This is a genomic window from Ornithinimicrobium sediminis, assembly GCF_021272345.1.
In the GTDB taxonomy this organism is placed as follows: Bacteria; Actinomycetota; Actinomycetes; order Actinomycetales; family Dermatophilaceae; genus Ornithinicoccus; species Ornithinicoccus sediminis_B.
Genome location: NZ_JAJSDQ010000003.1, coordinates 377,809 through 398,319, shown reverse-complemented (window position 1 = coordinate 398,319; position 20,511 = coordinate 377,809). Strand labels below are relative to the sequence as shown.

General features: G+C 73.9%; 23 protein-coding genes. 14 read left to right on the top strand and 9 right to left on the bottom strand.

Features of this window, described 5'->3' with window-relative positions; genetic code table 11:
- Positions 1 to 3: 3 nt before the first annotated feature.
- Genes LVO85_RS09690 through LVO85_RS09680 form a run of 3 tightly spaced genes read right to left on the bottom strand, consistent with a single transcriptional unit; the run spans position 4 to position 2,953 of the window.
- Entirely contained in the window at positions 4 to 858 is an 855-nt protein-coding gene (locus LVO85_RS09690; RefSeq protein ID WP_232747250.1) for a glycosyltransferase family 2 protein, read from the bottom strand.
- A complete protein-coding gene (locus LVO85_RS09685; RefSeq protein ID WP_232747248.1) occupies positions 855 to 1,895 on the bottom strand; it encodes a glycosyltransferase in 1,041 nt (346 codons plus the stop codon). Before LVO85_RS09685 ends, LVO85_RS09690 begins: the two co-directional genes overlap by 4 nt.
- On the bottom strand, positions 1,892 to 2,953 hold the full coding sequence (locus tag LVO85_RS09680) for a glycosyltransferase family 4 protein (protein ID WP_232747247.1): 1,062 nt from the start codon (positions 2,951 to 2,953) through the stop codon (positions 1,892 to 1,894). Before LVO85_RS09680 ends, LVO85_RS09685 begins: the two co-directional genes overlap by 4 nt.
- A gap of 258 nt (positions 2,954 to 3,211) precedes the next feature.
- Here LVO85_RS09680 and LVO85_RS09675 point away from each other — a divergent pair, with 258 nt between their 5' ends.
- A complete protein-coding gene (locus LVO85_RS09675) occupies positions 3,212 to 3,934 on the top strand; it encodes a response regulator transcription factor (protein ID WP_232747245.1) in 723 nt (240 codons plus the stop codon).
- 21 nt (positions 3,935 to 3,955) lie between these two features.
- Here LVO85_RS09675 and LVO85_RS09670 read toward each other — a convergent pair whose 3' ends face one another.
- The 3 genes from LVO85_RS09670 to LVO85_RS09660 are packed head-to-tail and all read right to left on the bottom strand — an operon-like array spanning position 3,956 to position 7,106.
- Entirely contained in the window at positions 3,956 to 4,675 is a 720-nt protein-coding gene (locus tag LVO85_RS09670) for a glycosyltransferase (protein ID WP_232747243.1), read from the bottom strand.
- Positions 4,672 to 6,018: a bifunctional PIG-L family deacetylase/class I SAM-dependent methyltransferase gene (locus tag LVO85_RS09665; RefSeq protein ID WP_232747241.1), complete on the bottom strand. Its 1,347-nt coding sequence runs from the start codon at positions 6,016 to 6,018 to the stop codon at positions 4,672 to 4,674. The genes LVO85_RS09670 and LVO85_RS09665 overlap by 4 nt, the downstream gene beginning before the upstream one ends.
- Entirely contained in the window at positions 6,015 to 7,106 is a 1,092-nt protein-coding gene (locus LVO85_RS09660) for an acyl-CoA dehydrogenase (RefSeq protein WP_232747239.1), read from the bottom strand. The genes LVO85_RS09665 and LVO85_RS09660 overlap by 4 nt, the downstream gene beginning before the upstream one ends.
- Positions 7,107 to 7,385: 279 nt before the next feature.
- Between LVO85_RS09660 and LVO85_RS09655 the strand changes: the two genes are divergently transcribed.
- The gene (locus LVO85_RS09655) at positions 7,386 to 8,396 is read left to right on the top strand and encodes an aldo/keto reductase family protein (RefSeq protein ID WP_232747238.1); all 1,011 of its coding nucleotides are present in this window, start codon (positions 7,386 to 7,388) and stop codon (positions 8,394 to 8,396) included.
- 70 nt (positions 8,397 to 8,466) lie between these two features.
- On the opposite strand, the gene LVO85_RS09650 is transcribed toward LVO85_RS09655, so the two are convergent.
- The gene (locus LVO85_RS09650) at positions 8,467 to 9,870 is read right to left on the bottom strand and encodes a DEAD/DEAH box helicase (protein ID WP_232747235.1); all 1,404 of its coding nucleotides are present in this window, start codon (positions 9,868 to 9,870) and stop codon (positions 8,467 to 8,469) included.
- 281 nt (positions 9,871 to 10,151) lie between these two features.
- Here LVO85_RS09650 and LVO85_RS09645 point away from each other — a divergent pair, with 281 nt between their 5' ends.
- Genes LVO85_RS09645 through LVO85_RS09625 form a run of 5 tightly spaced genes read left to right on the top strand, consistent with a single transcriptional unit; the run spans position 10,152 to position 13,802 of the window.
- The gene (locus tag LVO85_RS09645) at positions 10,152 to 11,663 is read left to right on the top strand and encodes a mannitol dehydrogenase family protein (protein WP_232747234.1); all 1,512 of its coding nucleotides are present in this window, start codon (positions 10,152 to 10,154) and stop codon (positions 11,661 to 11,663) included.
- A gap of 10 nt (positions 11,664 to 11,673) precedes the next feature.
- Positions 11,674 to 12,126: a YidH family protein gene (locus tag LVO85_RS09640; RefSeq protein ID WP_232747233.1), complete on the top strand. Its 453-nt coding sequence runs from the start codon at positions 11,674 to 11,676 to the stop codon at positions 12,124 to 12,126.
- The gene (locus LVO85_RS09635; protein WP_232747231.1) at positions 12,126 to 12,485 is read left to right on the top strand and encodes a DUF202 domain-containing protein; all 360 of its coding nucleotides are present in this window, start codon (positions 12,126 to 12,128) and stop codon (positions 12,483 to 12,485) included. The genes LVO85_RS09640 and LVO85_RS09635 overlap by 1 nt, the downstream gene beginning before the upstream one ends.
- Before the next feature lie 55 nt (positions 12,486 to 12,540).
- Positions 12,541 to 13,236 (top strand): membrane protein YczE, encoded by a 696-nt coding sequence (yczE, locus tag LVO85_RS09630; RefSeq protein WP_232747230.1) that lies wholly within the window; start codon positions 12,541 to 12,543, stop codon positions 13,234 to 13,236.
- Complete coding sequence (locus tag LVO85_RS09625) at positions 13,233 to 13,802, top strand: GNAT family N-acetyltransferase (protein ID WP_232747228.1); 570 nt, start codon at positions 13,233 to 13,235, stop codon at positions 13,800 to 13,802. Before yczE ends, LVO85_RS09625 begins: the two co-directional genes overlap by 4 nt.
- Before the next feature lie 35 nt (positions 13,803 to 13,837).
- Here the strand turns inward: LVO85_RS09625 and LVO85_RS09620 are convergent, their stop codons facing one another.
- A complete protein-coding gene (locus tag LVO85_RS09620; RefSeq protein ID WP_232747226.1) occupies positions 13,838 to 14,794 on the bottom strand; it encodes an SLAC1 anion channel family protein in 957 nt (318 codons plus the stop codon).
- Between the two features lie 70 nt (positions 14,795 to 14,864).
- Between LVO85_RS09620 and LVO85_RS09615 the strand changes: the two genes are divergently transcribed.
- A complete protein-coding gene (locus tag LVO85_RS09615) occupies positions 14,865 to 15,500 on the top strand; it encodes a class I SAM-dependent methyltransferase (protein WP_232747225.1) in 636 nt (211 codons plus the stop codon).
- Between the two features lie 34 nt (positions 15,501 to 15,534).
- Positions 15,535 to 15,903, top strand: coding sequence for a thioredoxin (gene trxA, locus LVO85_RS09610; protein ID WP_232747223.1), 369 nt, complete (start codon positions 15,535 to 15,537; stop codon positions 15,901 to 15,903).
- A 31-nt stretch (positions 15,904 to 15,934) separates the two neighbouring features.
- Here trxA and LVO85_RS09605 read toward each other — a convergent pair whose 3' ends face one another.
- On the bottom strand, positions 15,935 to 17,563 hold the full coding sequence (locus LVO85_RS09605) for an FAD-dependent oxidoreductase (protein ID WP_232747221.1): 1,629 nt from the start codon (positions 17,561 to 17,563) through the stop codon (positions 15,935 to 15,937).
- A gap of 104 nt (positions 17,564 to 17,667) precedes the next feature.
- Between LVO85_RS09605 and LVO85_RS09600 the strand changes: the two genes are divergently transcribed.
- From LVO85_RS09600 to LVO85_RS09580, 5 genes are all read left to right on the top strand, one after another.
- Positions 17,668 to 18,078, top strand: a complete 411-nt coding sequence (locus LVO85_RS09600) for a pyridoxamine 5'-phosphate oxidase family protein (protein ID WP_232747219.1) — start codon at positions 17,668 to 17,670, stop codon at positions 18,076 to 18,078.
- A 53-nt stretch (positions 18,079 to 18,131) separates the two neighbouring features.
- Positions 18,132 to 18,944: an alpha/beta fold hydrolase gene (locus LVO85_RS09595; protein ID WP_232747218.1), complete on the top strand. Its 813-nt coding sequence runs from the start codon at positions 18,132 to 18,134 to the stop codon at positions 18,942 to 18,944.
- 35 nt (positions 18,945 to 18,979) lie between these two features.
- Positions 18,980 to 19,471, top strand: coding sequence for a rhodanese-like domain-containing protein (locus tag LVO85_RS09590; protein WP_232747216.1), 492 nt, complete (start codon positions 18,980 to 18,982; stop codon positions 19,469 to 19,471).
- Between the two features lie 69 nt (positions 19,472 to 19,540).
- Positions 19,541 to 20,233, top strand: a complete 693-nt coding sequence (locus tag LVO85_RS09585; protein ID WP_232747214.1) for an SDR family NAD(P)-dependent oxidoreductase — start codon at positions 19,541 to 19,543, stop codon at positions 20,231 to 20,233.
- A gap of 37 nt (positions 20,234 to 20,270) precedes the next feature.
- The gene (locus tag LVO85_RS09580) at positions 20,271 to 20,477 is read left to right on the top strand and encodes a hypervirulence associated TUDOR domain-containing protein (RefSeq protein WP_232747212.1); all 207 of its coding nucleotides are present in this window, start codon (positions 20,271 to 20,273) and stop codon (positions 20,475 to 20,477) included.
- The last annotated feature ends 34 nt before the right edge of the window (positions 20,478 to 20,511 follow it).

Below are 20,511 nucleotides of genomic sequence, written 5' to 3'. Positions count from 1 at the left end.
GCCTCACGACGCCTTCACCCAGCGCCCCTGGTCGTCCGTCGTCACCAGCCCGCGCCGCTCGAACTCCTCCAGCCAGCCCCGCATCGGCCAGGTGCCCCACCGCTCGTAGAAGACGGCGGCGTTGCGCAGGATCGCGTCGAGGTGCTGCACCGGCGGGGTCTCGCTGTCGTGGTGCTGGTGGTATGCCGTGGCGCCGCCCAGCCAGGTCAGGCTGCCGCCCTGGGCACGCACCACCTGGGCGAAGTCCGTGTCCTCCCCGCCGTACCCGACGTACTTCTCGCAGAAGCCACCCGAGGCGTCGAAGTCGGCGGTGGACATGGCGAAGGACAAGGACCAGAAGTGCTCGAACTCCGGCTCCTCCATCGCCTCACCCGGGCGGAGGTGGGGCCGGTCGGGCCGGCGGGTCGCCAGCGCCTCCAGGTCGCCGGCCACGGGGTAGCCGTTGACCGGTGGCGCCTCCAGGTAGGCCACGTCGCCGCACCACAGGGCCGGGCTCGGGCGCTGCGCCACGGTGACGGCCTCGGCATACGACTGGACCAGACGGGGCCCGGGGATGCAGTCGACGTCGAGGAAGACGAGCACCTCGGCACCAGCATCCCTGGCCGCCCGGGCGGCGAGGTTGCGCGCCGCGGCCAGCGGCAGGCCTGCGCGCGGCACGGGGATCGTCGGGACGAGCGTGTCCCAGCGGTCGGTGGTGATGGGCAGCCGTCGTCGGGCCAGGTCACGGTCACCCATCGCGACGACGACGTGGAGGTCAGGGGTCCAGGTGTTCAGGCTGAGCCCGTCGACCTGGTGGAGCAGGTGCTGGTGGCGCTTGTGGACCAGGGTCAAGACGGCGATGCGCGGGCGGTCGTTCATCGGATCTCCTGCAGGTGGGGGGTGGCGTAGGTCCGGTGCAGCAGGTGGGCGGCGTCGGCGGCCGCCCCGGGTTTTTGCCACCGGGCCCATCCCTGGCCGCCACGGGCCAGGGCGCTGTCGAGGACGTGGGCCCACTCCTGGGCCTGGGGCCAGGCGGGAAGACCTTCGGCGACGCCCAGCCGGCGGACCGCGCGGGCGGTGGCCTCCTGCTCGCCGAAAGGCCTGCGCTGCGCGACGACGACGGCCGGACGCCGGGCGGCAGCCACGTCGGCGACGGCGTTCTGCCCGGCGTGGGTCACGACGACGTCGGCCTCACCCAGCTCGGCCCACAGGTCGGCGGCCGGCGGGTGGGCGCCGCCCACGACCGTCCACCGCCAGCCGGGCGTCGCGGCGCGGGCGCGGGCGAGCTCGTCTGGGGTGACGTCGGTGCCGCCCTCACCCCAGAGCACGAGGACGCGGCGCGGGCGCTGCGGGGTCCGGCGGACCGGCGGCGGCACGCGGTCGGCGAAGCGCGAGAGCGGCCCCACGTGCCAGGTCTTGGCACGCCACGACTCCGGCCACTCCCGGTCGTGGGTGCCCGCGGGCCAGGTGGCCAGGAGGTGGTCCGCCAGGTCGTATGCGGTGCGGTGCGGACGGTCCCAGCGCTCCCCGGGCAGGGCGGTGACCACGACGGGGATGCCGCAGAGGCGCACCAGCAGGGCGATCTCGACGGAGACGTCGACGACGACGGCGCTCGGCCGCTCGCGGGCCAGCCAGGAGACGACCTGCTCGTGCCTGCGCAGCAGGCCCGGGTGCTGCCGGGGTGCCCAGTGCAGCACGCCGGAGGCGGCGACGTCGGCGTGCTCGGGGCCGGTGCGCAGCGGGACCGGGTCGTCGTCGCGGGCCAGCTCGACCCAGGCGCCGGGCCAGGCTGGTGGGGCCGGGCCGGTGCCCAGACCGGTGACCCCGCCGGGCGCCAGGGTCTCCAGCTCACGGGCGACCTGGGCACCCCGGGTGCGGTGCCCGGAGCCCTGGTGGTGCAGGTAGAGGCCGATCATGCGGCATCACGCAGCGCGGTGAGGGCGTAGACCTGCAGGTAGCGCTCGACCATGACGTCCAGCGAGCAGCGCTCCAGAGCATGACGTCGGGCGGCGCTCCGCGACAGGCGCACGACCTCCGGGAGCGCCTCGGCGAGCGCGGCCACGTCGTCGGCCGCGACCAGCCGGCCGACATGTGGCCCGACGACCTCCGGCAGTCCGCCGCGGGCGTAGCCGGCCACCGGCGTGCCGCAGGCCAGCGCCTCGGCAGCCACCAGACCGTAGGGCTCGTCCCAGACCGGCGTGACCAGGGCGGCAGCGCTCGAGCCCACAAGAGCGGTGAGCTCGTCGCGGTCGAGGTGCCCGACGTAGGTGACGTCGTCGTGCAGCAGGGGCTCGACCTCGGAGCGGAAGTAGCCCGGGTCGGAGACCGGACCGGCCAGACGCAGCCGCATCCCGGCCCGACGGGCCGCCTCGATGGCGTGGTGCGGGGCCTTCTCCGGCACCATCCGGCCCGACCAGACGAGGTCGTCGCCGCCGGGTCCGGGGGTCCACAGGTCGGTGTCCACCCCGTTGGGCAGGACGTCGGCGTCGACCAGGTGCCCCCAGGAGTCGGCGGTGTGCTCGCTGACCGCGGCGAACCGCATACCGTCCGCACGCACGACGCCCAGGGCCGACTCCAGCCAGGGGGTCGGCGGGGTGTGCAGCGTCGTGAGCATGGGCGCCGGCACCGTCTCGGCCATGACCAGCGGGAGGTAGTGCAGGCTGTTGTTGTGCACCAGGTCGATGCCCGGGTGGCGGGCGAGCTGGCGCAGGACCTGCAGGTAGGCGTGGTGGGACTGGACCATCTCCAGGGCCGGCATCGACGGGTCGCGCTGGGCACGCTCGCTGAGCCGCAGCGGCTCGACCTGCAGACGGTGCAGACCCTCCACGGGCTCGCTGCCCTCGGCGGCGAAAAGGGTCACCTCATGCCCCCGGCGCAGCAGGGCGCGGGCCAGGTGCCACGTCATCGACTCCAGACCGCCGGCGAAGGGCTCGGCGATAGGATGACGGGAGTGCGCGATCAGGGCGATGTGCACGAGACGGGTCGCATCCTCTCGGAACGGGGTGCGGGTGCCTGCAAGGGTTGGACAGGCGAACATTTGACGTTACGTCCGCGTGCCGGACCCCCGCCACACCTGTAGGGGTGGGATCTCGCCGGGGTGCCGGCACGCCCGGTCCGTCGCCCGCCGGTGCCCGCTCCGCGCTCCGGTGCACGGGTCGACACCGCCACCCGCGCGCACATCGGGCACGGAGGGACAACCGGGCCGAGACGACCCGCGGGTAGCCTGGGGACCATGACCCAGTCCCAGACCGAGACGACGAGCACCGCGCGGGACGAGGGCCGCGCGGCGGTCACCGTCGCGCTGGCCAACGACTACGAGGTCGTCGTGCAGGGGCTCGAGCGGATGCTCGCGCCGTACGGCGTACGGGTGGAGGTGGCCGAGCTCGACATGAACATGCCGGTCGGGCAGCCGGTCGACGTCACCCTCTACGACACCTTCTCCCAGCCGCAGGTCGACCGGGACGCCATCGACCGCATCCTCGCGAGCCCGTGGGCCGGCAAGGTCGTGGTCTACACCTGGAACGTCCAGGCGGCCCTGGTCTCCACGGCCCTGGAGAAGGGGGTCGCGGGCTACCTGTCCAAGACGCTCAGCGCCGAGGAGCTCGTCGACGCCCTGGAGCGGGTCCACCGTGGGGAGGTCGTGGTGCTCACCGGAGACCCGGACGACGAGCCGGGTGAGGACGATGACCACGAGCCGAGCGAGGGCCCCACGGCCGGCGACTGGCCGGGCCGCGAGCAGGGGCTGACCGCGCGTGAGGCCGAGGTCGTCGCGCTGATCACCCAGGGGCTGTCCAACCAGGAGATCGCCGAGCGCAGCTACCTGAGCATCAACTCCGTGAAGTCCTACATCAAGGCGGCCTACCGCAAGATGGGCGTCGACAGCCGCACCAAGGCCGTGCTGTGGGGCGTGGAGCACGGTCTGACCCCCGACCGGGGGCGGCGCATCGTCCGCTGACCCGCGGAGGCCGTCGGGCCCTCAGACGGCGGGGTCGGTCGCCGCCAGGACGTCGGCGAAGCCACCGCTGAGCCGGCCCTGACGACGGCCCGACGTGCGCACCCTGGCCCGGTCGGTGCTGCGCCAGACCGCACCGGTGGCCCGGACCCGCCGCACCAGGTCGACGTCCTCGTGCACCACGAGCGGCCGGAAGCCACCGACCTCCGCATAGCTGCTCAGCCGCACCCCGATGCTGGCACCGTGCACGAACCCGTGGCCCTCCCTCAGCACGTGCCTGGCGTGCCAGACCGCCAGCACCGTGGGCTCCAGGTCCAGCGGGTCCGGCTCGACCGAGCCCACGACGAGGTCGACCCCCCGCGCGGCCAGTGCCACCTGGCTGGTCAGCCACCCGAGCGGCACCCGGGTGTCGGCGTCTGTGTGCGCCAGCCAGACCCGCTCACCCGGAGGGACACTGCCCGTCACGGCCAGCAGCCGCAGGCCGGCGGCCACCCCCGCGGCCCGCACCGCTCCCACCACGCCGAGGTCGACGCGCACCGCGTGCACCCAGGGCCGCTGTGCCACCACGGCGGCGGTCGCGTCGGTGCAGGTGTCGAGCGCGACCACCACCCGCACCCGACAGGCGTGCCGCGACGCCTGCAGGTGCCCCACCGCCGCCTCCAGGGAGTCCAGACACCCGCCCACGAGCGCCTCCTCGTCCCGCGCCGGCACCACCACGAGCACCTGTCGCACCGCCCCGCTCATCCGTCCTCCCGGTCGTCCTGCCACACCGCCAGCTCGAAGTCCTCGTCATCGTGCTGCACCACCCGCCGGAGCGCGAGCCCGGCGTGCAGCCGCTCGTGGACCTGCGGCCCGTCCAGGGGCCAGCCGCGGATCTCGTGCCGCCAGTGGCACGCCAGCACCACCCCGCCGGGGGCCAGCGACCGCCGGATGCAGCCGATGAGGGCGTCGAGCCGGGCGGGGCTCAGGAAGTAGCCCGTCTCGGACACGACCACCAGGTCGAGAGACCGCTCCGGCCACTCCTCGGGAAGGTCGAGGCGGCACACCTCCACGCCACGGTGCACGATCAGGTGGTGGTGCGCCTGCCGCACCGCGACGGCGCTCTCGTCGACGGCGAGCAGCCATCCGCAGCGCGCGGCGAGCTCGGCACTCAGCTCTCCCACGGAGCAGCCGACGTCGATGGCCCGGTCGTAGCGCTCGTGCGGCAGGCTGGCCAGGGTGACGGCGCGCTTGCGGCGCTCGTACCAGGACGAGCGCACCTCCCAGGGGTCGGACAGGGCGAGGTGCAGCGCGTCGAAGGGCGACGAGCGGTCGGGGGCGACCTCGAGGTAGAGCTCGGCGTCACCCCGGAAGTGCTCCAGGAAGGTCGGTGCCAGCAGCGTCTCGTCCCCGGGGCGCTCCGAGAGGGGGGCCACCTGCGAGAGGTGCTGGCCGACCGCCTCGGTCTTGAGCCGGACCACGTCGGCGGGCAGCGGCACGAGGTGTGCGGTCTCCCAGGGCAGGTCCTCCGGACCGCCCCAGGACCACAGCCAGAGGGGTGACTGCCACAGGGTGGCGTCGGTGCGCCACGCCGCCGTGCGGGCTGCGGCGCCGGCGGCCTCGTGGTCGGGGTGGCCGTCACCCTGCCAGGTGGCGACCAGCAAGGTCTCACCACCGCGGGTGCCGACGAGGTCGACCACCCGCTCGGCGAGCAGCGCCACGTGGTCGGCCAGGTCGCCGTCCGGCAGCCCCAGCAGGTGCAGCCGCGCCGCGGGGGCGAGGGTGTGCACGGCGGCGGTCACCTCCCGTGCACGCAGCACCGCGAGCTGCTCACGCGTGTGGGTCGGGGAGTCCGGGTGCGAGGCCGCCCCGTCGGTCGCCACGACCACGTCGACCGCGAGGCCGGCGCGTCCCGCGAGCGCGACCAGGCCACCGGCGGCGAGGGTCTCGTCGTCGGGGTGCGCTGCGACCACCACGAGCCGGCCGGCGTGCCCGGGTATGCCGGCAAGCGGCAGGGCCTGCCACTGCGCGGCCTCCCGCCAGACCTGCGCGGAGGTGCCCACGTCGCGGTGGTCGAAGGCCGGCGGCCGCCGTGGCTCGACGTTCACGAAGGGGCCCAGGCGGTCGGGAGGGCCGGGGCGTCCTCCAGGAGCCGGCCGAGCGCGGCCTCGTCACGCTCCGCGTGCTCCTGACGCACGTAGAGCTGCAGGTCGGCGACCCGGCGTGCGTGGGTGTCGTCGGTGGCCAGCGGGCCCGGACCCAGCGCGCGAGCGGCCCGCTCGAGGGTCTCCTCGGCGGTGACCCGCACGGTGCGGCGCACCCGCAGGGCCAGCGCCGCACCGGCGGGGCCCTCCGCTGCACCGTCGTCGACGGCCTGCGCGGCGAGCGCCAGGGTGGCCCCGGCACTGTGCAGCAGCGCGTCCACGGCACCCCGGTGCATCCGGCCGACCTGGTCGAGCTCCCGGCGGGACGCCTGGTCGGCCAGCGCCTGTGCCAGCCCCGCAGCGGCACCCCACCAGCAGGCGGCCACGCCGATCCCGCCCCAGGCGAACCCGGGCCGGTCGAGGTACCACCCAGCCGGTCCCACGGGGGTGGCGACCGCCCCGTGGAGGTCGACCGGGCCGCTGGCGACGTCGGACAGCCCGCGGGCGACCCAGCCGGCCTCGTCGACGACGGTGACCTCGGGACGGCGCAGGTCGACGGCGTAGAGCCTGCGCTCGTCGGGACTGCTCCAGGCGGTGACCAGGGCGGCGTCGAGGTGCCCGGCCAGGGAGCACCACGGCTTGCGTCCCGTGAGCCGCCAGGTGCCGTCGTCGTCCCGGTGTGCCTCGACACGTGTGCCGGGGCCCTCGGCGGCGAAGATCCCCCAGGTGAGCGACCCGGCGCCGGCCGGCACCGGGTGCCCGTCGGCACGCGCCTGGCCCAGGACGGCCAGCGCGTCGAGGTGCGGCTCGAGCACCCTGGCCACCGTCAGGTCGGCGGCCGCCACTGCGGCGAGGTGCTCCCAGAGCTCACGGGTGGCTCCGCACCCCGGGCCCGGCAGCCGGGTGCCCCACCGGCGCGCCAGGTCCAGGGCCTGCGGCACGACGTCCTCCCGCGACGCCCGCGAGGCCAGGACGGCACGGACGTCGGCACGCAGCCGCGGGCCGTCCCCGTCGTGCTCGCCGGGCGACACGGCATACGGGTCGAACCGCATGCGTCGGGTGGGTCAGCGCGACTGCCCGGCGGCGGGGGCGCCGCCGGCCTCGGTGTTCCTGGCACGGCGACGCTGCAGGAACTTGTAGCCGGCGAAGAGCAGCGGGGCGGCGCGGACGAGACTGCGGAACATGGGACGTCTCCTTGGGTAGGTGCCGGTGACGCCACGGTCGCCGGCGGGGATGGACCGACCTTCGACACTACGGTGGGCACCGCGGTTCCGCCACCTCCGCAGGGGTGGGGCCGCGCACGGTGCCGCGCGGCGACATACGGTGAGGGCATGGAATTCAGATACCTCGGCAACAGCGGTCTCAAGATCTCCGAGATCACCTACGGCAACTGGCTCACCCACGGCTCGCAGGTGGAGAACGACGTCGCGACACAGTGTGTGCGCGCCGCGCTCGACGAGGGCATCTCGACCTTCGACACCGCCGACGTCTACGCCAACACCGTGGCGGAGTCGGTGCTGGGTGAGGCCCTCAAGGGCGAGCGGCGCGAGAGCCTGGAGATCTTCACGAAGGTCTACTGGCCCACCGGTCCCAAGGGCAAGAACGACACCGGCCTGTCCCGCAAGCACGTCATGGAGTCGATCGACGGCTCGCTGCAGCGGCTGCAGACCGACTACGTCGACCTCTACCAGGCCCACCGCTACGACACGGAGACGCCGCTGGAGGAGACCATGCAGGCCTTCGCCGACATCGTGCGGCAGGGCAAGGCGCTCTACATCGGGGTGAGCGAGTGGACGGCCGACCAGATCCGCGAGGGTGTGGCGCTGTCCACGGAGCTCGGCTTCCAGCTCATCTCGAGCCAGCCGCAGTACTCCATGCTCTGGAGGGTCATCGAGGGCGAGGTCGTGCCGACCTCCGCCGAGCTCGGCGTCTCGCAGATCGTGTGGAGCCCGATGGCGCAGGGCGTGCTGTCCGGCAAGTACCTGCCGGGCCAGCAGCCGCCACAGGGCTCACGTGCAGCCGACGAGAAGGGCGGCGCGGACATGATCAAGCGGTTCATGCGCGACGACGTGCTGTCGCGGGTGCAGGAGCTCAAGCCGGTCGCCGACGAGGCCGGCTTGAGCATGGCCCAGCTGGCGGTCGCCTGGGTGCTGCAGAACGACAACGTGGCCGCCGCGCTGGTCGGCGCCTCCCGGCCCGAGCAGGTCGCCGAGAACGTCAAGGCCTCCGGGGTGCGGCTCGACCCCGCCGTCATGGCCCGGATCGACGAGGTGCTCGGTGACATCGTGGAGCGCGACCCGAACCGGACGCGGGAGACGGCACCGCAGACGCGCGTCGCCTGAGACCCGACGCCTGAGAACAGACGACGAAGGGCCCGGGGTGACCCGGGCCCTTCGTCGTCGGTGCAGCCGGTCAGCGAGCAGCCGTGGCGCTGCCCCGGCGGGAGCCGCCACCGGAGCGCTGACCGCGTCCCGGTGAGCCGGCCTGTCCGCGACCCGAGGAGGCCTGGCCACGGCCCGCGCCGCTGCGGGGGGACCCGCTGCTGCGTCCAGAGCCGCTGCCCTGGCGACGACCGCCGCCGTTGCCGCCGGAGCGACGCTGCGGCTGAGCCGGGGTGTCGAACACGATCGGCGCCTGCGGCGCGACGCCGCCGGCGGGGCGGGGAGCCAGCTCGGTGAGCAGCGGGTGACCGACCGCCACCCGGGTCGTGGTGGCCGTGACTCCGGCCGCCTTGGTGAGCGCACGCACGTCGCGCTGCTGCTCGTCGGTCATCAGGGTGACCACGCGGCCGGAGGCACCGGCGCGGGCGGTGCGCCCGGAACGGTGCAGGTAGGCCTTGTGCTCGACCGGCGGGTCGGCGTGGATGACCAGGCCGACGTCGTCGACGTGGATGCCGCGCGCGGCGATGTCGGTGGCGACCAGGGTGGCGGCCCGACCGGAGTGGAATGCCTCCAGGTTGCGGGTGCGGGCGTTCTGCGCGAGGTTGCCGTGCAGCTCGACCGCGGGCACACCGCGGCCGTTGAGCTGCTTGGCGAGCTTCTTGGCACCGTGCTTGGTGCGCGTGAAGACCAGGCTGCGGCCCGGCGCGCTCGCCAGGTCGGCGAGCACGTCGAGGCGGTCGGTGCCGGCGATGTGCAGCACGTGGTGCTCCATCGTGGACACGGGCGACTGTGCGCTGTCGGCACTGTGCGAGACCGGGTTGGTGAGGTACTTCCTGACCAGCACGTCGATGCCGCCGTCGAGCGTCGCGGAGAAGAGCATGCGCTGACCCGTGCGGGGGGTGCGGTCCATGATGCGCTTGACACCGGGCAGGAAGCCCAGGTCGGCCATGTGGTCGGCCTCGTCGAGGATGGTGACCTCGACGGCGTCCAGCATCACGTCGCCGGTGCTCATGAGGTCCTCGAGCCGGCCGGGGCAGGCGATGAGCACGTCGACGCCGGCACTCAGGGCGCGGATCTGCGGGCCCTTGCCGACACCGCCGAAGACGGTGGTGCTGCGCAGGCCGGCCACCTGCGCCAGCGGCTGCAGGCTCTCGGCGATCTGGCCGGCCAGCTCACGGGTCGGGGCCAGGATCAGGGAGCGGGGACGCTTGGCGCCGCGCCGGCTCGGGGAGTCGGTGAGCCTGGCCACGAGGGGCAGCAGGAAGGCGTAGGTCTTGCCCGAGCCGGTGCGCCCGCGGCCGAGCACGTCGCGGCCGGCGAGGGAGTCGGGCAGCGTGGCCGCCTGGATGGGGGTCGGGGTGAGGATGCCGCGGGAGTGCAGGGCATCGGTCAGCCGGGTGGGGACGCCGAGGTCGGCGAAGGAACGGGTGGACACAGAAGGTCTCCAAGAAGGGTGGTGCGGGGTCTCGCCCGTCGCGCCGGCATGCCTCGTCGTGAGGGGGAGCCGCGCGGCTCATGCGTTGTCACGCCGCAGAAAACGGCAACCCGCGGCAAGACTCAGCGGGCTGCTGACGCCAGCCTACGGCACACGCGGCTGCGGGCCACCATCGCCTCCGCAGCCGGGCGTGGGGCGACGTCCGACCGGGGCCCTCCGCTCGTCGAGGGTGTCGCCGCGCGGGAGGAACTGGTAGAAGGGTGCCCCATGGGAGACCTCACGTGAGCCCTCGCCTGGAGGAGCGCACCCTCCCTGAGCTTGCCGGTGCGCTGTCGGTGCCGTCCTACGACCGGCGACAGGTCCGCCGCGGGATCGTCCACCTGGGCGTCGGCGGCTTCCACCGCGCGCACGAGGCGATGTACGTCGACCGGCTCATGGAGCAGGGGGTCCCCGGAGCCCTCGACTGGGGCATCTGCGGGGTGGGCGTGCTGCCGCACGACCGCCGCATCGTGGAGACGCTCACCGCCCAGGACGGCCTCTACACGCTGGTCACCAAGCACGCCGACGGTCGCCGCGAGGCGCGCGTCGTCGGGGCGGTCGTGCAGCTGCTGCTGGCGCCGGACGACCCGCAGGCCGTCGTCGACGCCATGGCCGACCCGGCGACGCGCATCGTCTCGCTCACGATCACCGAGGGCGGCTACCTGGTGCACCAGGTCACCGGGGAGTTCGACGCCGCCGACCCCTCGATCCAGGCCGACCTGCGCGGTGACGGGCCGCCGACGACGGCCTTCGGGCTCGTCGTCGCCGCGCTGGCCGCCCGCCGTGCGGCCGGCACCGGGCCGTTCACCGTCATGTCCTGCGACAACCTGCCGGGCAACGGCGACATCGCCCGGCGCGTGTTCACCGCGTTCGCGCGGCTCAAGGACCCCGGGCTGGCCGACTGGGTCGACGAGCACGTCACCTTCCCGGACTCGATGGTCGACCGGATCACCCCGGTCACCACCCCTGAGGACGTCGACCTGCTCCGGGAGTCCACCGGGGTCGAGGACGGCTGGCCGGTGGTCTGCGAGCCGTTCACCCAGTGGGTGCTCGAGGACCGTTTCGCCGCGGGCCGGCCGCCGTGGGAGGAGGCCGGCGTGCAGGTCGTCGACGACGTCGCCCCGTTCGAGCTCATGAAGCTGCGTCTGCTCAACGGCGGCCACCAGGCACTGGGCTACCTGGGCGCCCTCGCGGGCTACACCTACACCCACGAGGTCTGCCAGGACCCGCTCTTCGCCGGCTTCCTGCTGGACTACCTGGAGCACGAGGCCGCCCCCACGCTGCCACCGGTCCCGGACACCGACCTCACCGCCTACCGGCAGACCCTCGTGCAGCGGTTCGCGAACCCGGAGGTGCGCGACACCCTGGCCCGGCTGTGCGCCGAGAGCAGCGACCGCATCCCGAAGTTCGTCCTGCCGGTGGTGCACGCCAACCTCGCCGGCGGTGGGCCGGTCGACCGGGCGGCCCTGGTGGTCGCCGCGTGGGCGCGGTATGCGGAGGGCCGCGACGACCTGGGCCGTCCGCTGGAGGTGGTGGACCGCAACGCCCCGCGCCTGACGGCCTCGGCGTCGCGGCAGGCGCAGGACCCGCTGGCCTTCCTCAGGCATGCCGACATCTTCGGCCGCCTCGCCCACGACAAGCACTTCGCGAGTGCCTACACCTCCGCGCTGGCACAGCTGCAGGAGCACGGGGCCCGCGCGACGCTGGAGTCGTTCGCCACCGACCACGGGCCGGGTCCCCAGCGGCAGCAGTAGCGTGGGCACCATGGCGCACCCACCCGAGCCGCAGGCTGCGCACGACGCGGGGAGACGCGACGCGACTCCGCAGGACCCGCCGGGCCAGGGCGCGGGCGGTCCGGCGGACCACCGCGGCAGCCTGGCCCGCCGGCTCTTCCCGGACGGCGAGACCCCGGACCCCCGGGTGAGCCTGGCCAACGAGCGCACCTTCCTGTCCTGGATCCGCACCGGCCTGGCGCTCCAGGCCGCCGGGGTCGCCATCGAGGCGTTCGCGGTGATCCCCGAGCCGGGCCGCAAGGCCGTCGCCGTGCTGCTCCTGCTGCTCGGCATGCTGGTGAGCGGCGGCGCCTTCGTGCGCTGGATCGGGATCGAGCGGGCCGTGCGCCTCGGCCAGCCCCTCCCGCTGCCGCTGATCGCCCCGGTGCTGGGCATCGGCGGTGCGGTCGGCTCGGTCGTCGTGATCTACCTGATCCTGCGCTGATGGACCGCCGGCGCCGCATCCCCCGCCCTGCGCCGGTCGGCACCGCGGCCGAGCTCGACCGCGGCCTGCAGCCCGAGCGCACGACACTGGCCTGGTCACGGACTGCCCTGGCCTGTGTCGTGGTGAGCGCGGTCTTCCTGCGGTGGCTGGAGTTCTACGGGCTGTGGCTGCTGCTGATGCCCCTGCTCACCCTGGTGGCAGCGCTCACGATCGCCGGCACCCAGCACCGCCGCACCCGGGTCGGCGTGCACGCGATCAGGCACGCGGAGTTCGACGTCGACCCGCTGCCCATGGTGCTGCTGCTCGCCCTCGCGATGGTGCTCGGGGCCGCCGGCCTGGTCTTCGTCGTGCTCGCCTGAGGACAGACGGCCGGGCCTTTGGTGCGTGGGCCGGTCCTGGCCCAGACTGGCAGGCATGACGTCGTCCCGACCGACCCCCGAGCGCCGGCAGCTCGCCAACCTCGGCCCCCTGCAGCAGCTGCGCGCCGGGCGGATGACCCGTCGCCTCGTGCAGCTGGTGGTCGGCCTGGCGATCTACGGCATGTCGATGGCCCTGGTCATCCGCGGCGCCCTCGGGGTCATCCCCTGGGACGTGCTGCACACCGGCCTCATCCAGCACATCCCGGTCAGCTTCGGGCAGATGACGATCCTGGTCTCGCTCACCGTGCTGCTCATGTGGGTCCCGCTGCGGCAGATGCCGGGCCTGGGCACGGTCGCCAACGCCTTCCTCGTCGGCATCGCCGCCGACATCACGCTGGCCCTCGTGCCGCCGGTGGAGGACCTCGCCGTGCGGGGGGTGCTGCTGGTCGGCGGGATCACCCTCAACGGCATGGCCACAGCGATGTACATCGGCTCCCAGCTCGGCCCGGGTCCGCGCGACGGGCTCATGACCGGGCTGTCCCGGGTCTCGGGGCGCTCGATCCGCCTGGTGCGCACCGCCATGGAGGTGACGGTGGTCGCCCTCGGGTGGGCGCTCGGCGGTGCCGTCGGCCTCGGCACGGTGCTGTATGCGGTGGCGATCGGCCCCCTGGCCCAGCTCATGCTCCCGTGGTTCACGGTCGACCTGCGCCTCCCGGCGCCGGAGAGCGACGACATCCCCTCTGCGCTGTGAACCCCGACGGCCTGCAACCGGTGCTGACCGGCGAGCTCGTGGTGCTGCGGCCCTTCGCCGTGACCGACGCGGAGGCGATGGCACAGGTCCTGGCGGACCCCGAGGTGGTGCGGCTCACCGGCAGCGCCCACACCACGGCGGACTCCCTCGCCGGCGCGCCCCCGGTCGAGGAGCTGCGCGCGTGGTACGGCACCCGCGCCGGGCTGACCGACCGGCTCGACCTGGCCGTCGTCGACCGCGCCACCGGCGAGCTCGTCGGGGAGGTGGTCCTCAACGAGTGGGACGAGGGCAGCGCCTCGTGCAACTTCCGCACCCTCATCGGGCCCGCGGGCCGCGGCCGGGGGCTGGGCACGGAGGCTGCGCGGCTCGTCGTGGGCTTCGGCTTCGACACGCTGGGGCTGCACCGCATCGAGCTCGGGGTGCATGCCTTCAACCCCCGGGCGCGCCGGGTCTACGAGAAGGTCGGCTTCGTCCACGAGGGGACACGGCGGGAGGCGCTGCGCTTCGACGACACGTGGGTCGACACCGAGGTCATGGCGGTCCTGTCGTCCGAGTGGGCCGGCTGAGGGGGCGCGGCCGCGGGGCGGGGGCCACGCGAACGTCACTGCTCGGGGACGCAGATCCTCCCGGCGACAGCGGCCCGCACGGTCAGCACCGACACCACGGCGACCAGCACCGTCGTGACGGCCAGCAGGAGCGCGCCGACGACGGCGTAGACGGCGGAGCCCAGCGCGTCCGCCATGGCCAGCGTGGCGGTGGTCGCGGCCGCCAGCGGGAACGAGTAGGCCCAGTAGGGCAGCGCGAAGGGGATGCGGCGCAGCCGGGTGGCCTGCGCGAGGAGCAGCGCGGTGAAGGCGAGGGTCGCCGCCAGCAGCACCCGCGAGACGGCGTCGTCGGTCTGCCCGGTGAGCGCCTGCCAGGACAGCAGGGTGACCGCCGGCGGCGCGAGGAAGATCGCCAGTGTCGGCAGCAGCCGCTCCGGCAGGGCCTGGTCGTGCAGCAGCACGCGGTGCAGGAGCACCGGCAGCAGTGCCAGCCAGAAGACCACGCCGATGCCGAAGGCGAACCACCCCAGCTCCACGTCACCGACCTCCCGGGCCGCCAGCGGGGTCACGACGTTGCCGACGACCGGGATGAACCAGGCCGGCGTCACCACGGCGACCGAGATGTCCGGCCGGGCGAACCAGGCACTGACCACCAGCAGCGTGAGCACCAGGTGCAGGACTGCTCCGACCCACCAGGCGACCGCGGCCGGCCCGGCGAGGAGGTCCTGCCCTGCGGTGGCCAGCAGCAGCACGGAGATCGAGATGGTGGGGACGAAGGTCATCCGGACCGGGTGCCGGACCTCGGCGCGGGCTGCCGCCGGGAAGCGCACCCACTTCACGGCATACAGCCCGGCAACCAGCACGAAGACCCCCAGCGCAAGCCAGAACGCCAGCTGCGAGGGCCACTGCGGCAGGTCCCAGAGCCCGGCGGCACGGCGCCAGGCCAGCGACAGGCCGCCGAGGCCCATGACCGCGGAGAAGAGCGTGACGGGCAGGTGCTCCAGTCGTGCCATGGCCTCAGGCTAGTACCCCATGGGGTATGCGCCGGCAGGTGCTCACACCCCGGGGTGCGATGCTCTCCCCATGCGTGGATGGTGGACAGAGCAGGCCCTGCCCCGGCTCGTCGACGTGTTCCTCAGCGAGCGCGTCTCGGCCCCCTGGCGCGAGCGGGTCTGCGCGGCCGCGACGGGCACCGTGCTCGAGGTCGGCTTCGGCTCGGGGCACAACCTCCCCCACTACGGCCCGCAGGTGGAGCGGGTGCTCGCGGCCGAGCCTTCGGACGTCGCCTGGGACCGCGCCGCCCCCCGCGTCGCGGCGTTCGCGCGGCCGGTGGAGCGGGTCTCCCGCGACGCCGCGGAGCTGCCGCTGCCGGACGACACCGTCGACACGGTGGTCTCGACCTGGACGATGTGCACGATCCCCGACCTGGACGGCGCACTGGCCGAGATGCGCCGGGTGCTGCGCCCCGGGGGCCGGCTGCTCTATGTCGAGCACTCCCTCGCCCCGGAGGCGGCGGTCGCCCGGGTGCAGCACGGCATACAGCCGGTATGGGGTCCGCTCGCCGGTGGGTGCCACGTCGACCGCGACCTGCCGCACCGCCTGGAGAGCGCGGGCTTCCGGCTCGACGACGACGAGCGCGGCTACGTGTCCCGGCTGTGGCCGGCCCGGCCGTTCGGCTGGTTCGTGGTGGGGAATACATACCCCCTGGGGTATCGTTGAGCGAGCGACACCCCCACAGAAGGAGATCACCAGCATGGCCACAGTCGACCTCACCCAGGACACCTTCGAGAGCACCCTGAAGAACGACATCGTGCTCGTCGACTTCTGGGCCGCGTGGTGCGGCCCGTGCCGGATGTTCGCCCCGGTCTACGAGAAGGCCTCCGAGCAGCACCCCGACATCGTGTTCGGCAAGGTGGACACGGAGGCCGAGCGCTCGCTGGCCGCCGCCGCGCAGATCACCTCGATCCCGACGCTGATGGCGTTCCGCGAGGGCATCCTCGTCTTCGCCCAGCCCGGAGCGCTGCCGGGAGCCGCCCTGGAGTCGCTCATCACGCAGGTCAAGGGGCTCGACATGGACGAGGTCCGCGCCAAGATCGCCGAGCAGCAGGCCGCCGCCGTCTGAGCCGCACCCTGGCCCCCAGCACGGCGCGGGGTCAGGGACGTCCGAGCGCGTGGCCGGCCGACCAGGTGAGGTAGCCGCCGTCGAGGTTGCGGACGTCCCGGCCCAGCTGGGTCAGCAGCCGCGCCGCCGTGTGACCGCGCACCCCGACGGCACAGTGCACGACCAGCGGCCCCGCCGGCAGCTCGTCCACCCTCCGGCGCAGCTCGTCGACGGGCAGCAGCACCGCCCCGGGGATGGCTCCGCGGGCGTGCTCGCTGCCCGTGCGCACGTCGACCACCGTCGCGCCGTCGGCGACCGCGTCCTCGAGCTCGTGCCACTGCAGCGTGCGGGTGACACCCCGGCGCATGTTGTCGGCGACGTAGCCCAGCATGTTGACCGGGTCCTTGGCAGCACCGAACTGCGGGGCGTAGGACAGCTCGAGGTCCATCAGGGAGCTCGCCGTCAGACCCCCCGCGATCGCGGTGGCGATGACGTCGATGCGCTTGTCGATGCCTGACCGCCCGACCCCCTGACCGCCGAGGACGAGGTCCGTCGCGGGGTCCAGGAGCAGCTTGAGGTGCATCTGGTCGGCACCGGGGTAGTAGGTGGCGTGCGAGGACGGGTGCGTGTGCACCGCCCGGTAGGGGCGTCCGGCCGCCCGCAGCCGCTTCTCGTTCCAGCCCGTCGTGGCGACCTGCAGCCCGAACACCCCGACGATCGCCGTGGCCAGCACCGGCCGGTCGACCGTGTCGTGGCCCGCGATGACGTCGGCCACCCGGCGCCCCTGCAGGTTGGCGGTGTTGGCCAGCGGCACCATCACGTCGGCCCCGTCGAGGGCGTCGCGCTTCTGCACCGCGTCACCCACCGCGTAGATGTGCGGGTCGCTCGTGCGCAGGTGCTCGTCGACGACGATGCCGCCGCAGGGCCCGGTCTCCAGGCCGGCTGCCGCGGCGAGCGTGCTGTCGGGGCGCACACCGATGGCCACCACCACGACCTCGGCCGGCAGCTGCTCGCCGCTGTCGAGGGTCACGTCCTCGGCGCCGACCGCGGTCACCGACGTGCCCAGGTGCAGACGCACCCCGCTCTTGCGGATCCGGTCGTGCACCGGGCCCACCATCTCCACGTCCAGCGGAGCCATGACCTGCGGGGCGGCCTCGACGACCGCCACGTCGAGCCCGAGGTGCACGAGGTTCTCGGCCACCTCGACCCCGATGAAGCCGCCGCCGACCACCACCGCCGTCCGGGCCCCTCGGGTGCGGGCCACCATGGCGTCGGTGTCCTCGATGTCCCGCAGCGACAGGGCCCGCTCGATGCCGGGGATGTCCGGGCGCACGGGACGGGCGCCGGGAGAGAGCACGAGCGCGTCGTAGGACAACTGCTCGGTCTCCCCGGTGCCGACGTGCCGGGTGCGCACGACCCGCCGCTCCCGGTCGACCTCCACCGCCTCGGTGCGCACGCGCACGTCCAGCCCGAAGCGCGCACCCAGCGAGGCCGGTGTCTGCAGCAGCAGGGACGAGCGGTCCTCGATGACACCCCCCACGTGGTAGGGAAGGCCGCAGTTGGCGAACGACACATGGCCGCTGCGCTCCACCACGACGATCTGCGCCGACTCGTCGAGCCTGCGCATCCTCGCAGCCGCGGACATGCCTCCGGCCACGCCTCCGATCACGATGATCCGCACGCCGTCACGCTACCCGCGCCGGCGGCCGGGCCGGACAGGACCTTGGACCCTGTCTGGCCCGCGAGGGCGTTGCCTAGAGTGAGGGCAGGACCTGAGGAGGCGCGATGAACGACATGCAGAACGAGCTCCCCGACACCGAGTGCTGGGAGCTCCTGGCGAGCCAGGAGCTCGGTCGCCTCGGCTACCACCTGCTGGACGAGGTGCATGTCGTGCCGATCAACTACGTCGCCCTGCCCGACCAGGAGCGGCTGGTCTTCCGGACCACCGAGGGCAGCAAGCTGCTCGGCATCGTGATGCACGGCGACGTCGCCTTCGAGATCGACCAGGTCGGCGAGCGCCAGGCCTGGAGCGTGGTCGCCCGCGGTCGTGCCGTGCAGCTGGACGGCGACGACGCGCGGCAGGCCATGGACCTGCCGATCCACCCGTGGGTCGCCGACGACCGCTACGTCCTCGTGGCCATCAAGGTCACCGAGGTCACCGGTCGCCGCTACGACCTCCTCCGGCCGAGGACCTGAGCGACCCGCTCACTGACCTGGTCCTGACCTGCGACGTCGGGCACAATGAGCCGGTGGACTCCTACTCCAGGGGCGCGCTGACCTTCCCGGTCGTCGACGAGGGTCCTCCCGGCGGGGAGGCCGTCGTCCTGCTCCACGGCTTCCCCCAGGACGCCACCGCGTGGCAGGCCGTCACCCCTCACCTGCACGAGGCCGGGCTGCGCACCCTCGCCCCGGACCAGCGGGGGTATGCCGCCACCGCCCGGCCGCAGGGTCGGCGCGCCTACGGCCTGGACGAGCTCAGCCTCGACGTGGTCGCGCTCCTGGACGCCGCGGGGCTCGAGCAGGCCCACGTCGTGGGCCACGACTGGGGTGGCGCCGTGGCCTGGCACCTGGCCTCACGCCATACCGACCGCGTCGCGACGGTCACGGTGCTGTCGACTCCCCACCCGGCCGCGTTGGCGTGGTCGCTGCGGCACAGCCGTCAGGCGCTGCAGAGCGCCTACATGGCGGCCTTCCAGCTGCCGTGGGCACCCGAGCGGGTGCTGCGCCCGCGGCTGGAGCAGCTCTACCGCCGCAGCGGCATGCCGCCGGAGCCCGCACACCGGTATGCCGTCCGCTTCAGCCCGCCGGGGGAGCTCACCGGCCCGCTGAACTGGTACCGCGCGCTGCCGCTGAGCAGGGTGCGGACCGGTCGCAGCCGGGTGCCGACGACCTACGTGTGGGGCCGGGGCGACGTCGCGCTCGGGCGCGCGGCGGCCCAGCGGACCTCGCACTACGTCTCGGCCGACTACCGCTTCATCGACGTCGACGCCGGCCACTGGCTGCCGGAGACGCACCCCGGCCTGGTGGCCGCCGAGGTCCGCCGCCGGGCAGAGGGCGGATGAGCGTGACGCACACCCGGTGCGATACCCTTGGGGGTATGCGCTCCTCGACGGCCCGAACTCTCGTGCTCCCCCTCGCCGTGGCCGTCCTGCTGGCCGGCTGCTCCTCGGACGGCGACGACGCCGCGCAGGCCCCGGCCGCCGACAGCGCCACGGTCGACAGCGCGGACCCCGCGGAGGACAGCGGGCCCGAGGCGTTCCCGCCCGTCAACGGCGCGGAGGTCTCGGCCGAGGACTTCCAGGCCCACATGAACGACGACGGCACGACGATCCTCGACGTGCGCACCCCCGAGGAGTTCGCCGAGGGGCACATCGAGGGGGCCGTCAACATCGACCACGGCTCCCCCGGGTTCGGCGACATCGTCGGCGAGCTCGACAAGGACGCGACCTACGCCGTCTACTGCCGCAGCGACAACCGCTCCGGCCAGGCCGTGCAGCGGATGCTGTCCGAGGGCTTCACCGACCTCTACCACCTCGACGGCGGCATCATCGCCTGGGCGGACGCCGGCAACGAGGTCGTCACCGGCTGAGCCGACGCCCGGACGCGGCCCGTCCGCCCCGGCGCACGGCCGCCGACCCTGCCTGCCTACAGTGGTGACATGGCAGGTCACACGCTTGACGGAGCCGTTGTCGCCGTGGTCGGGGCCAGTGGTGCCCTCGGATCGCTCATCGCGAAGGACCTCGCGGGCCGTGGTGCCCGGGTGGTGCTGGTCGGCCGCGACGAGGACCGGCTGCGCGCCGTGGGCCTCGACGACGCCCCCCGGGTCGTCGCCGACCTCACCGACGCCACCGCCGGCGAGCGCATCGTGCAGGCCGCCCGCGAGGCCTACGGCCGGCTCGACGGGGTCGTCAACGCCGCCGGGGTGGTGGCCTTCGGCCCTCTGGTCGACACCGACGACGCGGTGGTCGAGGACCTCTTCATGACCAACGTCATCGGCCCGCTGTGGATGATCCGGCGGGTCGCCCCCGTCATCGCCGAGTCGGGGGGCTTCGTCTGCAACATCTCCGCGGTCGTGGCCGAGCAGCCCATGCCGGGTATGAGCGCGTATGCCGCGAGCAAGGCTGCACTGACCGCGGCGGACAAGGCACTGGTCAGGGAGCTGCGCAGGATGAAGGTGTCGGTCATCGACGCCCGCCCGCCACACACGGAGACCGGCCTGGCCACCCGGCCGCTCGCCGGCGAGGCACCGACGCTGCCCCAGGGCCTGGAGCCGCAGGCGGTCGCCCGCCGCATCGTGCAGGCGATCGAGGACGGCCAGCCGGACGTCCCGGCCGCCGACTTCGCGGGCTGACCTGCGGGACCGGGGCGCGCGGCATACCGTCACCTGCATGGCACTGAGCACAGGCGACACCGTCAGCTGGAACACCCCGCAGGGCCGCACCTCCGGCACCGTGGTGCAGAAGCGCACGTCCGACTTCGAGCTCGAGGGTCAGACGTTCCGGCCCACGGAGGACGACCCCTACTGGATCGTGGAGTCGGACAGGACCGGCGGCCGGGCCGCGCACAAGGAGTCCGCGCTGCGCAGGCAGGGCTGACGTCCGTGCCCTCGGCCGGCGACCGGGCAGCCGC

Coding starts and splice junctions, on each gene's coding strand:
- LVO85_RS09690 (WP_232747250.1), bottom strand. CDS start 858: ATGAACGACCGCCCGCGCATCGCCGTCTTGACCCTGGTCCACAAGCGC.
- LVO85_RS09685 (WP_232747248.1), bottom strand. CDS start 1,895: ATGATCGGCCTCTACCTGCACCACCAGGGCTCCGGGCACCGCACCCGG.
- LVO85_RS09675 (WP_232747245.1), top strand. CDS start 3,212: ATGACCCAGTCCCAGACCGAGACGACGAGCACCGCGCGGGACGAGGGC.
- LVO85_RS09670 (WP_232747243.1), bottom strand. CDS start 4,675: ATGAGCGGGGCGGTGCGACAGGTGCTCGTGGTGGTGCCGGCGCGGGAC.
- LVO85_RS09660 (WP_232747239.1), bottom strand. CDS start 7,106: ATGCGGTTCGACCCGTATGCCGTGTCGCCCGGCGAGCACGACGGGGAC.
- LVO85_RS09655 (WP_232747238.1), top strand. CDS start 7,386: ATGGAATTCAGATACCTCGGCAACAGCGGTCTCAAGATCTCCGAGATC.
- LVO85_RS09640 (WP_232747233.1), top strand. CDS start 11,674: ATGGCGCACCCACCCGAGCCGCAGGCTGCGCACGACGCGGGGAGACGC.
- LVO85_RS09635 (WP_232747231.1), top strand. CDS start 12,126: ATGGACCGCCGGCGCCGCATCCCCCGCCCTGCGCCGGTCGGCACCGCG.
- yczE (WP_232747230.1), top strand. CDS start 12,541: ATGACGTCGTCCCGACCGACCCCCGAGCGCCGGCAGCTCGCCAACCTC.
- LVO85_RS09620 (WP_232747226.1), bottom strand. CDS start 14,794: ATGGCACGACTGGAGCACCTGCCCGTCACGCTCTTCTCCGCGGTCATG.
- LVO85_RS09615 (WP_232747225.1), top strand. CDS start 14,865: ATGCGTGGATGGTGGACAGAGCAGGCCCTGCCCCGGCTCGTCGACGTG.
- trxA (WP_232747223.1), top strand. CDS start 15,535: ATGGCCACAGTCGACCTCACCCAGGACACCTTCGAGAGCACCCTGAAG.
- LVO85_RS09600 (WP_232747219.1), top strand. CDS start 17,668: ATGAACGACATGCAGAACGAGCTCCCCGACACCGAGTGCTGGGAGCTC.
- LVO85_RS09590 (WP_232747216.1), top strand. CDS start 18,980: ATGCGCTCCTCGACGGCCCGAACTCTCGTGCTCCCCCTCGCCGTGGCC.
- LVO85_RS09585 (WP_232747214.1), top strand. CDS start 19,541: ATGGCAGGTCACACGCTTGACGGAGCCGTTGTCGCCGTGGTCGGGGCC.
- LVO85_RS09580 (WP_232747212.1), top strand. CDS start 20,271: ATGGCACTGAGCACAGGCGACACCGTCAGCTGGAACACCCCGCAGGGC.